Source organism: Lacipirellula limnantheis, from assembly GCF_007746075.1.
GTDB classification, from domain to species: Bacteria; Planctomycetota; Planctomycetia; order Pirellulales; family Lacipirellulaceae; genus Lacipirellula; species Lacipirellula limnantheis.
Genome location: NZ_CP036339.1, coordinates 3,577,977 through 3,590,707 on the forward strand (window position 1 = coordinate 3,577,977; position 12,731 = coordinate 3,590,707).

6 protein-coding genes and 1 pseudogene are annotated in these 12,731 nt (G+C 59.2%); 1 reads left to right on the top strand and 6 read right to left on the bottom strand.

Annotated elements, in window-relative coordinates:
* Positions 1-76 precede the first annotated feature (76 nt).
* The 4 genes from I41_RS13760 to I41_RS13775 form a co-directional block, all read right to left on the bottom strand.
* Positions 77-2,431 (bottom strand): arylsulfatase, encoded by a 2,355-nt coding sequence (locus I41_RS13760; protein WP_145433238.1) that lies wholly within the window; start codon positions 2,429-2,431, stop codon positions 77-79.
* Between the two features lie 9 nt (positions 2,432-2,440).
* Entirely contained in the window at positions 2,441-4,804 is a 2,364-nt protein-coding gene (locus I41_RS13765; protein WP_210420946.1) for an arylsulfatase, read from the bottom strand.
* Between the two features lie 19 nt (positions 4,805-4,823).
* Complete coding sequence (locus tag I41_RS13770) at positions 4,824-6,365, bottom strand: arylsulfatase (protein ID WP_145433239.1); 1,542 nt, start codon at positions 6,363-6,365, stop codon at positions 4,824-4,826.
* Positions 6,366-6,922: 557 nt separating this feature from the next.
* Entirely contained in the window at positions 6,923-8,431 is a 1,509-nt protein-coding gene (locus I41_RS13775; protein WP_246133669.1) for a hypothetical protein, read from the bottom strand.
* A 165-nt stretch (positions 8,432-8,596) separates the two neighbouring features.
* Between I41_RS13775 and I41_RS28105 the strand changes: the two genes are divergently transcribed.
* Positions 8,597-8,776, top strand: a complete 180-nt coding sequence (locus I41_RS28105; protein ID WP_246133670.1) for a hypothetical protein — start codon at positions 8,597-8,599, stop codon at positions 8,774-8,776.
* Here I41_RS28105 and I41_RS28640 read toward each other — a convergent pair.
* Positions 8,756-8,899, bottom strand: a pseudogene (locus I41_RS28640) (transposase); the annotation flags it as partial. The gene I41_RS28105 and the pseudogene I41_RS28640 sit on opposite strands and share 21 nt — an antisense overlap.
* 705 nt (positions 8,900-9,604) lie before the next feature.
* Positions 9,605-12,616 carry a PAS domain-containing protein gene (locus I41_RS13780; RefSeq protein WP_145433241.1) on the bottom strand — a complete coding sequence of 1,004 codons (3,012 nt, stop codon included), beginning with the start codon at positions 12,614-12,616 and terminating at the stop codon, positions 9,605-9,607.
* Positions 12,617-12,731 lie beyond the last annotated feature (115 nt).

The following is a 12,731-nucleotide window of genomic DNA, read 5'->3' on the forward strand; positions in this document are numbered from 1 at the left end:
GGATTTCCGTGTGTTTCACGCCGACGCGAGTAATTGAGAACCGGGGGTCGGCGGTAGGAACGGCGCATTTCCATGATTACTTGAGCGAGACATCGACCCTGCTAATCTCACCGTTGAACTTGAACGGGCGCTGTTCGAAGTAGTCGCGAGACACGGTTGAGCCGAGGTCGGTGCCGACGTCAAAGCTTTCACTTGCAGTAAACGCGGCGGGCACGGTCATCTTCACGGCGGTGCGAGCGACTTCCTTGCCGTCTACCATCAGCAAGATGTCGGCTGGGGCGCCGGGTTTCGGGGCCTTGAGTGTGGTGTTCACCACGATTGTGTGCTTGCCCGGCGCTATCTTTTCTGCAGACTTCGCAATGGACCGGTCAATGATCATCAGATTGTATTCAAAAACGAGATGGCCCTGGTCCATGTAGCACGTGAGACCGCCCCCCGCGCCTCCCATGGCGTAAAGCACTCCGCTGGCCCCCGCGCCGCATTCGAGGTCGATTGTCACCGTGTTGTTGTGGTTTCCTAGTGGGGGAGCCGTGAACTCGGGCATCCGGGTCGTCGTGTCGTCGAAGGTCCAGCTCGTGTAGGGTGACTTGATTCGGTCTTCGGGATGAATTCGCAGCCAGATGCCAGCGCCGATGGGGAAGACGTTGTTTTCCTCCGCCTGGGCGAGGAAGAGCTGCTTCATTTCTTCGACTTTCTGCGGCTGCTCCTTAGCGAGGTCGTGCATCTGCGTGAAGTCGTTCTTGAGATTGTAGAGTTCCCACACGGCTTTCGAGGAATCCCATTTATCGAGACCCGGCTGCGCGTTTAGCCACGGGCTGAGCGGTCCAAAGGTGCAGGCATACCATCCATCCTGGTAAATGCCGTCGCTGCCGTTGTTGTCGAAATACTGGACGTGCTTGTTCTCCGGCGCGTTCGCATTCGTGAAACTGGCGGCCATGCTGACGCCGTCGATGGGATCCTGTGGGAAGCCGTTCACTTCCTTGGGGGCCTTGATGCCGATCACGTCATAGAGCGTTGGGACGATGTCGTTGACGTGGTAGAACTGGGATCGCGGCGTCTTGTCGGCTTTGATCTTCTTAGGCCAGGAGACGACGAGCGGATTACGCGTGCCGCCGAAGTGGGCGGCGACGAGCTTCGTCGAGCGGAACGGCGTGCTGCCAGCCCAAGCCCAGCTTGCGTGATAAATATTGTCCGTGAGCGGACCGCCGAGCGCTTGGAGGCCGCCGAGTTCGTCGAGCGCCTTGATCTGCTGGGCGATCGTGTTGGGAATCTGGTTCTGCGCGAGAAGTTCGCTGATCGAACCGTTCTGCCCTTCGGCGGAAGAGCCGTTGTCGCCCCAGATGTAGAGGATGATCGTGTTCTCGCGCTGTCCGGTCTGGTCAAGGTAATCCACTAGCTTGCCGACCTGGGCGTCCGTGTGTTCACAGAAGCCGGCATAGAGTTCCATCAGACGTATCTGAAAAGCTCGCTCTGATTCAGGAATATCGGCCCAGGCGGTCATGGTTGGGTCGCGCAGCGTAAGCTCCGCGTTGGTAGGAATCCATCCGAGCTGCTTCTGTCGAGCGAAGATTTCTTCACGGAGTTTGTCCCAGCCCTGGTCGAACTTGCCTTTGTACTTGTCGGCCCACCGCGCAGAGACGTGGTGCGGGCCGTGGACCCCGCCCGGCGCCCAATACATTAAGAATGGTTTGTCCGGGGAAAAAGCACGATGCTTTTTCAGCCACTTGATCCCCTGGTCCGCCATGTCCTCGGTGAGATGGTAATTCTCATCGTGCGGCGGCTCGATGGCCGTGGTGTTCTCGACGAGGCGCGGCTCCCACTGCGACGTTTCGCCCGCGAGGAAGCCATAGAAATATTCAAAACCATACCCAGTCGGCCAATAGGTGAACGGCCCCATCTCGGTGGTCTGATCGGCGGGCGTGTTGTGCCATTTGCCAAAGGCGGAGGTCTTGTAGCCGTAATTTTTCAGGACCTCAGCCACGGTCGCAGAAGTTTTCGGGATGACGCCGGTGTAGCCGTCCCAATCGACCGCACGCTCGGCGATGGTGCCACTGCCGACGCGCTGATGGTTGCGCCCCGTCAGTAGCGCTGCACGCGTTGGCGAGCAAATCGAGGTGGTATGAAAGCGGTTGTAGCTGATGCCTTCGTTGTAGAGCTTCGAAAGCGTCGGCGTGTGCGCGAATCCGCCGAAGGTATCCGGTACGCCGAATCCCGCGTCGTCGATCAACACAATGAGCACGTTCGGCGCACTTGCCGGAAGTCGCTCTGGCTCGACGCGACGTTTGTGGACGGACTCCTGCAGCGTTGGCCCGGCCTTGCTCGCGGTCGAAGTCGGCGGAAACGGCAGCACCGAGCCGTCATCGGGAGCGGCGGCGAACGTTCCCAGTGCGAAGCCACAGTACGCGACGACGAAGGTAATGGCGGTCTTCATTTGCTACATCTATTTCTTCAAATACTTGATCGTCGTCGTGCCGATGCTGCCGTTGAAGGCAAACGGCGCCTGATCGAAGTAGTCAAGCGAGACGGGCGAATCCAAATCAACGCCGATGTCGAAAGTCGCGTTTGAGGTGAAGTGGAGCGACATCGCTGCCGGCACCCGGCCTTGCGCCACTTCTTCGCCATTCACCCTGAGCGTGACATCCATCGGCCCGCCGATCTTGGCGGCCAGCTTCGATTCGACTTCAACCTTACCCTTGCCAGTTGGCAGCTTGTTCTTGGACTTGAGCTTCGTGCGCTGAATCTCGAACAAGTTGAACTCGTAGCACAGGAAACCGTCCTTCATATAACAGGTGATGCCGCCGGAAAATCCGGCCAGCGCATACAGCACGCCGTTCGCATTCGCGGGCACGTCCACATCCATGGTCACGAGACTATCCACCTTGCCCAACTTGGGCGCAGCGGATTCTGGCATCCTGGTCAGGGGGCCGTCGAAGGTCCATTCCGTAAGGGTCGAAGCGGGCGCGTCCTCGGGATGGAACATCGCGGTGGACCACAAGCCGCCGCCGATGGGCAGATTCTTGTTCTTCGTCGATTCCAGCAAGAAGAGCAGCTTCAGCTCTTCGAGCTTCTGCGGATTAGTCGCCGCGAGGTCATTCGCCTGGCTCCAGTCCTCGTCGAGGTTATAGAGTTCCCACCGATCAGTCAGCGGAGACCACTCCTTGATGCCTTTCGGAAGGCCGCCCACCCATGGCTCGCGGGGACCGGGAGCGCTCGCGAACCAACCGTCGTGGTAAATGCCGCGGCTGGCCATGATGTCGAAGAACTGCGTCGTTCGCGTCCCTGGCGCCTTCGCGTCGCCAAACGAATAGGCCATGCTGACGCCGTCGATGGAATCCTGCTCGAACCCGTTCACGATTCGCGGCGGGGTAATCTCCGTCAGCTCGTAGATTGTCGGCACGATGTCAATGACGTGATGAAACTGCGGACGTGGCGTCGAGTCTGCCTTGATGCGTCTCGGCCACGCGACGGCCATCGGCTGACGGGTGCCGCCAAAGTGAGCGCCGACAAGCTTGGTGGACTTGTACGGCGTGCTGCCCGCCCAGGCCCAGGCCGCATGATACATGTTGTCGGTCTTCGGACCGCCGAGGGCATCCAGCCCGCCGAGTTCCTCCAGTGCTTCGAGGTGCTGTGAAATCTTGGTTGGAATCCCGTTCTGCGCGAGCTGCTCACTAATGGTTCCGTATAGGCCCTCGGCGGAGGATCCGTTGTCACCCCAGATATAGAAGATGAGCGTGTTGTCGAGCTTGCCCTGACGCTCGATCTCGGCGATGACGCGACCAGCGTTGTAGTCGGCGTGTTCGGTAAATCCGGCGAAGACCTCCATCAGTCGGCGTTGAAACGGCTTCTCGTCTTCGGGGATCGAATCCCACGACGCCATCGACTCGGGCCGTGGAGTGAGCTGTGCGTTCTGCGGGATCCAGCCCTTGGCTTTGGCGTTGGCGAAGACGCGCTCGCGATACTTGTCCCAGCCGTCGTCGAACTTGCCCTTGTATTTATCGGCCCATTTTTTCATGACTTGGTGCGGACCGTGCGATGCACCCGGCGCCCAATACATAAAGAACGGCTTGTCCGGTGCGTAGGCGTTTTGCTCGCGCAGCCAAGTGACCGCATCCGACGCGATGTCGTCGGACAGGTGATAGTCTTTCGGAAGATGCTCGGTGACTGCGGTGGTGTTGCGGGTCAGGGTTGGTTCATACTGCGAGGCTTCTCCGGCGAGGAAGCCGTAGAAATACTCGAACCCGTAGCCCGTCGGCCAGTAATCGAATGGCCCCTTGTTGGTGATCTGCTCTTCGGGAGTGTTGTGCCACTTGCCCCAGGCCCCCGTGTTGTAGCCGTAGTTCTTGAGCACTTCGGCGACGGTCGCAGAAGACTTCGGAATGGTGCCGCTGAAGCCATCGAAGTCATTGGCAATCGCGGCGATCTGACCATTGCCGACCCGCGTGTGATTTCGCCCGCAGAGCAATGCCGCCCGCGTCGGCGAGCACATGGCCGTGGAATGAAAACGATTGAACGAGATTCCCATCTGCGCGACGCGGTCGAGCGTCGGCGTGTTGATTTCTCCGCCGTAGGTCGACGGCGTGCCAGGCCCCACATCGTCCATCAGGATGATGAGGATGTTCGGCGCGCCATCCGCGAGTCGCTTCGGCTCGACGCGCTTCTTATAAACGGAGTCCTGGATCGTCAGCCCGGCGATTGAGCTAGACGGCGTGGGTGGAAACGGCAGGATTTCCTGTGCTCCAGCCATTAACGTAAGCAGGAAGCACAGCGGGAGGCTTAGAAGAATGATCCAAGGGTTTGGTTTCATTAGCGTGGGCCTCACTGCGTTATTGCTGAGTTTTAATTTTGAGGATCTGGGACTGGATGCCCTCGATGGTCTTGCCCATCTGTGCGCTGAGACCGAGTTGGCGGACGGGGAAGTCCTGGAAGGTCATCAGGTGCTTTTCGGCAATGCCCACAATCGGGGTGAGTACCCAAGTCTTATGCTCCGCATACTGGCGGTTCACATCACCGGTTTGCCGCTCGAAGGGGTCCATGCGCAAGTTGGTAATCAGGGGCCGGCCCAACCCAACCAGGGGATCATCCCAATGCCCCCCTTCTTTGATAGAGAAACTGACTTTGAACGCATCGTACCGGATGGCTGTCAGGACGGTCTCGTCGTAGTAGAAGACGAACTTGCGAGCCGACTTGTCGCTCTCCCCCGTGAACAATGCGGTCTGGTCGTAGCCGTCCAGGTGTACCTTGTAGAGCTTGCCGCCGTAGTCTGCGCCTTGTTTCAGCTTCGCCACGGCATCGGGTTCGCCAGCGGCAGCCGCCAAAGTCGGCAGCAAGTCCGTCATGTCGACGATTTCACTGGAGACCCGCCCTCCGGGGGCGCCGGGCCAACGGACAAGGCACGGGGCGCGCACGCCGCCTTCCCAGGTTGTTCCCTTGTCGCCGCGAAACGGGCTCGTGCCGCCTTCGGGCCACATGTACTGATACGCGCCGTTGTCGGTCACGTAAACGACGATCGTATTCTTGGCGAGGCCCGTTTCGTCGAGCTTCGCCAAAAGCTGGCCGACGTGCCCGTCATGCTCAGCGAGCGCGTCGCCGTAAACGTCCTCCCGACCCGCCCGGGACTTTCCGCGAACGCCGTCCTTGAAGTGGAAAAATACATGGAGGCGCGCGGAGCAGTGCCAGAGAAAGAAGGGATGCTTGTCTTTCGCCTTGCGATCCAGGAAAGCGAGCGACTTAGCAACGATCTCGTCATCGAAACTCTCCATCCGCTTCGTCGTCAGCGGGCCTTCATCCTTGGTCGGGCCGTCGGCCGCGCCGGAGATGACTCCGCGCGGGTCAAACTTTTTTCGGAACGCCGGGTCCGTCGGGCGGTCGGGGTCTTCCAAGTCCTCATTGCCGTTGAGGTGGTAAAGGTTTCCGAAGTACTCGTCGAACCCATGCCTGTGCGGCAGATGCTCCTCAAGATCACCAAGGTGGTTCTTGCCGAACTGAGCGGTCGAATAACCATTGGCCTTGAGGATTTCGGCGAGCGTTACGTCCTCCTTTTGCAGACCGGCGGGCGAGCCGGGCGTGCCGACGGTCGTCAGACCGGTCCGGACGGGAAGCTGGCCCGTGAGGAACGCGGCGCGACCTGCGGTACAACTCGGCTGAGCGTAGAACGAGGTCAGCCGAAGTCCTTCGCGGCCGATGCGGTCAATGTTGGGCGTTTGCACCCCCATGATGTCGCCGCCATAGGACGACACATTCATCCAGCCGACGTCGTCGGCCATGATGACAAGGATGTTTGGCTTGGATTGAGCTTCTACGGACCGTGGAAGGAAGACGACCCCGGTCAAAACGGCAGTGGCCAAAACCGAACGAAGCAGAAACACTTTACGGTCCTCCGGCCAAGCTTTATGCCAGCTGGCGGTAAACGACGTTCGAGAGGCTGGCAACGAGCCAAATCCACGCCTTCTGAATCGTACGTGAGAAGAACTTAAGTAGGCGCGATTTGCGGGGGACGCCGTCGGCTCCAACAACTTTCAGCGTAACGAGTTATCGCAATCGTGTCAAATTACGAGCGGTTGCCTACTCATTCGAAAAACGCACGCAGAAATGCAGTATGAGCGATCGCTCTGCAGGAGACTCAGTAGAAGACCACCCCCGGATCTCGAAGGAGGTTGCAAGTGCAGCGAACACCGCCGTTGACGGCTGCGCCTAGTACCGCGACGTAGTAAGAAACAGATACCAGCAGTAGGCTTCGTGCGGTCGCCGCTGGACGTAATGTCGGCCAAGTATCTCGTGATGACTGTCAGCAATGACGCTCACGCTTGATTGTTTGCATACCCAGCGCCGCACCTTTACGCGGCCGGGCGCTGCACTTTTCAACGGACACCCACAGATCACCCAGGCGATCGATGCGTATCGCCGCGTCCCGTAGGCCGGGCCATTACGGCACGGCCGCAAGCGTTCGTCGCCGAACACGAGCGCCCGAGATCGCTACGACAACCAGCGAGCCCAGGACCAGCGACGTTGGCTCCGGCACTGTCGCCGACGCCGTGGCGATAGGCGGCGTGGCGCCGAACTGCTGCTGCCAGATGAGGAAGTCGGCGCCATCGCTGTCAGTATCCCCGTCGGCGTCGCCCTGCAAATGGGTCGTCCCGGTCGCGAATCCCAGGCGCCATTTAATCAGGTCGATGTTGTCGACGTCGCCGTCCTCGTCGAAGTCGGCCGCCGCGGGAAGCACGCGGAGTTTCACGTTCGTCGGGTTGTAGAGCACGCTCCAGCGGAGGTTGCCGGCGAGCGGCGGCAGGGTCACGGAGGAAAACGTCCCGAACACGCCCGCGGCGTCAAGCACCTGAAACTCGTCGTTGACGACGGGGGTCGAAAGCAAGGAATACCGCAGGGCGCCGCCGAGTTCCGCGGCGCCAGTTACGCTGAGCGCACTGCTTTGCGACAGGTCGAGGGTTCCTCCGGGCCACATTTTCAAGTTGCCGCCGACCGTCGTCTGATTGCCGAGCCCCATCGCGAGCACGCCCGTCCCGCCGGCGCTTAGCGTCGTGCCGCCCACGGCCAAGTTGCCGGTCAGCGACCAGGCAGCGCTCGGGCCAAGAATCGTGGCGCCATTCACATTGACGGTCCCCACGCTGCCGGGTTGTGCCGCGATGCTGGCGGAAGCGCCGGACAGAATTCCCGCGGATCGGACCGTTTGCCCGGCGAGCATCTGGCTGGTCGCCAGCATGTTGATTGTGCCCTGGCCCGCGTCGCCGACGATCAGGTCGCCGGCGTTCCAGATGCCGGCGATGTTGGCCACGCCGCTGCCGCCGACGGACTGGCCAACGATCGTCGTCGCCGAACCGACGCTCCCTTGCCTGGGAAAGCAGCAGATGCCTAAGAAACTCGACCCCGCAGACGCCTGAACGTCGAGTTGCCCCTGTCCGGCGCCTCCCAGGATCAGCGCCCCGTTGCCGCTTGTCGTGCTATTGGAACTCACCGTCAATTGGCCGCTCGACAGGGCGCCGGCGCCGATCGTGATCGGGCCCGTGACGGTTGCCGCGGCGTTGTTGAGTCGAATCGCTGCGGAACCGTTCGCCGCAGACGACACGTCGAACGAATCGGCGGCAAACTTGTGGCGCGGCGTGAATGTCGGCACGCTGGCGACGTCGAACGTCACGTTGCCGGCGCCGACGTTCCAACTGCCGACGGAGTAACTGGCGGCGAGACTGACGTTATAAGTGGAGTTGAGGTTGAAGCCGGCCCCTTCGTTCGCCGCGTCGGGCACGCCGACCGGCGACCAATTGCCGTTGCTCGCATAGGCGCCGCCGGCGGAGTTGTTCCAGTCGTAGAGGAAACCCAATTGGGCGTGCGCCGCCGAAGGCACGGCCACGGCAATAACGACCGCCGCAAGTCGAGTTGCGGAACGCCGCCAGCGCCCCCCATCGTGTTGAGAACGGGCCATGCACGACCTCACTGTTGTTGGGTAACGACCGACGCGAGGCGCCCAAGGCGCCTGCCGCATGTCAGACGCGTTGCGTCTCCGCCGCCTCCGCAATGATAACCGAATCATCAATGCCGCGGCCATGCCGAGCGTTGACGGCTCCGGTCCTTCGGGTTGGGGCCGACAATGGCCTCCAAAACGCGCTTTGGCTGGCGAGCCGGCGGCGGCCTGCCGCTTCCAATCGACGCTCCCCAACTCGTCGCAGTGCTCGACCAGCATGGCACACACTTGCTCCAGCACGCGATTCTCGGACCACCGCTGGAACCAGCGGTGAACCGTCGAGTCATCGCCGAATTCTTTGGGTAGCTTGTTCCACAGGCAGCCGCTGCGCATCTGATAGATGATTCCGTTGACGCACCCGCGCCAGCAAGCCGACGGCCGTCCCGTGCGCTTCCGCGCCCGGAATTCCGCGAACACCGGTTCGATCATCGCCCACAACTGGTCGTTCACTTCCTAAATCGCATCCAAGACCTCCGCAGTCATCAGAGCCTTCTTGCTCGCCGTTACCGCTGATGTAACTCACATCCACCGTCCTTCGAACAACAGTTCTGAGCTAGTCACAAAGATTGCCGCGCCCGGTAAGCTAGCCTGCCCACGATCTGCCGGGCCTTAGCCGCATCTTTCACGCCATCGCAATCCACCGACGCCTGCATGTGCCCGTCGTCGGCGATGACGTAAGCGCATAGCGAATCGACGGGGCCATCGCCATTTTCATCACGCAGACGATAGGCGAAACGCCTAACGTCACTGGCAATCGATTCTCTCACGTCGAAGCAAGCGGACGATGCTTCGCTTTTGATCCAGCGCAGCCGTTCGGCCTGCGATTCGTTCTTGTTAGTGCCCCACGTGGTCGGCCAGCACCCAAGGTATGGTCGGCAGAAAACGAGCGAGAAGTTCTGGAAGCGACGAGTAAACTGCTCGGGCGCATAAATGCTCTACTGAGAGGTTATCGCGTGACCGTCTTGCACGAGCGGATAGCCGGAAGACGGCCAATTCTTGGCAGTCATGGCAGCGAGCTTGGATAGATGCGTTGGTATTTGCTTGAGCTGGGGAATTCGTCAATCTCGCGATGTGCGTCCCCTGCGGCGAAGCCTGCGCGTTGTGCGGAAGTCCTGAGTGGCTGGTCCAGCAACCTCACGCGATGGGCGACATAGGGATCGTCAACACAAACGTACTTCCTTTGCCGAGCGTGCTTGTTACCGTAATTCGCCCTCCAATCAGCGCCGCTAGCTTAGTGCTGATATGAAGCCCCAACCCGGTGCCTTCAACGACAACTTCTTTCGTATTCGTCCGATAGAACAATTCGAACACCCGGGGAATATCGTCGGCGGCGATTCCAATTCCGGTGTCCGACACAGCAAACCTCAGCAGTTCTCCATCGATACTCGCCCGTATTGTGATTTCCCCTTTCTTGGTGAATTTAATCGCGTTGCTGACGAGGTTAAGGAGAATCTGGTGGCACTTTCCGCGGTCGGAGTGGAAGGCAGGACAGTTGCCGATGACTTCCACCAACAACTTAACGTCTGGACGATCTTCCAATAGCGGCCTTGCCACTGCCGCCACCTCATAAATCACCTCCCTTACATCGCATGCGGCGAGCGACACTGTCAGTTGCCCCGCTTCGATCCTAGCGGTATCAAGAAGCTGGTTGACAATTAAGAGGAGGTGCTGGCCATTTCGTTGAATTCGCGTTAGGCGATCGCGTTGCCGGTTGTCCAGAGAATGGCAATCGTCAGAGCGCAGTAGGTTAGTCGAGAATCCGATGATCGCATTTAGAGGTGTCCGAAACTCGTGACTCATTTGCGCGAGAAATTCGCTCTTGGCTTTGCTTGCTGCGTCTGCTTTAAGTTGCATCTCGCGAAGCTCGGAGACATCGACGCAGGCGCCTACATAACCTTCGAACGCTCCAGAATCAGTCGTGCGAGGCACGCCGCGGCACATGAATACTCGAAAGCTGCCGTCGTTGCGGAGCAGACGAAACTCTGTTTGGAACTCGCATCTTTTTTCGAATGAAGCTCGATAGACACCCAAATAGGGCTCCGCATCGTCCGGATGCAGCCCCTGAATCCAGTGATCGCCCAGCAAGGATTCAGGGCGCTGACCTGTGAGTTCACGCCAATATTCATTGACGAAATCAAAGCCGCCATTCACGTCGCTGGTCCAGATCAGCATTGGACATGAATCTGCCAGCCTCCGAAATCGCCTTTCGCTCTCAGCGATCCGTTGCTCGCTAACTTTTCGTTCCGTGATGTCACTGATGGTTCCCACCATTCTTAGTGGCAGGCCGAATTCGTCTTGCATCACAACCCGGCTTCGGTCAAGAAACCAGCGAAACTCTCCCGACTTGGTTCGCAGACGCAACTCACCGGTGTGGGCGAGCACAGTCCCGTTTGCCACACCATCAAGGTGGTTCTCTATTTGTTCTGCTTCTTCGGGATGCAGTAATTCACGAAAGAAGCTGATGTTGCCTTCGACTTCATCAGGCGGGTACTCGAGGAGCTTCGCCCACTGCGGACTATAAAAGGCGACGCCAGTATGAATATTCCAATCCCATATTCCGTCTGACGTTGCATCAAGGGCAAACTGAAGGCGTTCCTCGCTGCTTCGAATCGCTCCCTCCATCTGTTTCGCAGCTGTGACGTCGCGAATGATACTCACGACGGTGTGATCTCCGGCAGAGACAATTCTCGCTTCCAGATGCCTAACGCAACCTCTTACATGCAACGCAAAGTTGATTTGCCTCGGCTCGACGTTAGAATCCGCGCCGACAAACGCCTCAAGAAATTGACGGGCAATCGGTCCGGGCAGGGCATCGCTGACATTCATGCCAAGCAATGACTCAGCCGATGCGCACAGCACTCCTGGATCAGGTGCATGTACTGCAAGAAACGTGCCGTCACGACGGTTGGTAAAGATCAGATCCGGATTTGCGCTAAGCAAAGCGCGATTATGCGATTCCTGCCTAGAGAGCTGTAATTCCGCCACTTTGCGGTCGGTAATATCCTGAATAGTGCCCCGCAGGCCAACGACTTCCCGTCCGAACCTTACGGGCGTTCCTTGCGTTCGCACCCAAATGGATCTCCCTTTCGCGGTAATTGCTGGAAGCTCAAGGTCATATGATTGGCCCGCGTTGATTGCCGCGGCGATCGCTGCTCGGATTGTCGCTTGAGCATCAGACGCGAAGAGGCCAATGACTGCGTCTACGGAGGGTTCGTCTGCGGGCTCCATGTCAAAGATGGAGAAGGTTTGCCGCGACCATGTTTGGACCGTCGTTCGAAGGTCGACTTCCCAACCGCCGACTCTGGCCATGCGGCCCGTACTCTCAAGCAATTCGGTGGTCGCGGCAAGCTGAGCCTCGGCCTCCTTGCGCTGCGTAATGTCCACGTTGACGCCGATGTAACCGACCGTTTGACCTTGATCGTCACGCCGGGCGCCAGTCACTCCGAGTACGTACGTAGTCCTCCCATCGCGATTTTGAAAACGGTACTCTTGGTTCCATGGCTGCGCAGTACTAGCTCCTTGCAGCCATTCCGCAAAAACACGTTCCCGGTCATCGGGATGCAAGCCATTGCTCCAACCGTCTCCCAATGCCTCTTCCAGGGAGACGCCGGCGACTTTCTGCCAGCAGGAATTGACATACGTGCACTTACCGAGGCGGTCTGTCATCCAAATTCCGACCGGCGCCGTGTCGGCAAGCCTACGAAACCGTGCCTCTGTTTCCCGTGCCGATCCTTCGGCAAGCTTAAGGTTGGTTATATCTAGGTGGGTGCCGACCACTCGCAGCGGCCTACCGTCCTCGTCGCGCTCGATGACCGCGCCCTTATCACGAATCCAAATGTAGCTTCCGTCGCAATGACGCGCTCTAATGTCCGCTTCGAATTCGCAACCCGCCGCGTTGAAGATAACCTCGCTACAAATTCTATCGAGAATTGCGATGTCATCAGGATGGACGCACGAGTTCCAGTGTTCGATCGTTGGCATCGGGCCATTTGGATCGAGCCCAAGCATGGCGTGCCACCGCGCGTTTACGATCAGTTGGCCGGTGGCGATGTTCCATTCCCACATTCCGAGGTCGGCCCCGCTTAATGCAAGGTAGAGGTGGCGAGGGCTCGCCGGCAGACGCATTTGGGAGTCGCTGGAATTCATCGGTTCACGCAGCTCAAGACAAGAGTTCGTTCCTGACCTAACGGGCCGTGAACTGGATGACTGAAGTACAACGTCTCGTCGCGTCTCTCTCCACCAAATCGCTCGCGGATCCAGT

Bases quoted from the DNA above. Each gene is read 5' to 3' on its own strand.
- I41_RS13760 (WP_145433238.1), bottom strand. From the start codon at position 2,431: ATGAAGACCGCCATTACCTTCGTCGTCGCGTACTGTGGCTTCGCACTG.
- I41_RS13765 (WP_210420946.1), bottom strand. From the start codon at position 4,804: ATGAAACCAAACCCTTGGATCATTCTTCTAAGCCTCCCGCTGTGCTTC.
- I41_RS13775 (WP_246133669.1), bottom strand. From the start codon at position 8,431: ATGGCCCGTTCTCAACACGATGGGGGGCGCTGGCGGCGTTCCGCAACT.
- I41_RS28105 (WP_246133670.1), top strand. From the start codon at position 8,597: ATGGCCTCCAAAACGCGCTTTGGCTGGCGAGCCGGCGGCGGCCTGCCG.
- I41_RS13780 (WP_145433241.1), bottom strand. From the start codon at position 12,616: ATGAATTCCAGCGACTCCCAAATGCGTCTGCCGGCGAGCCCTCGCCAC.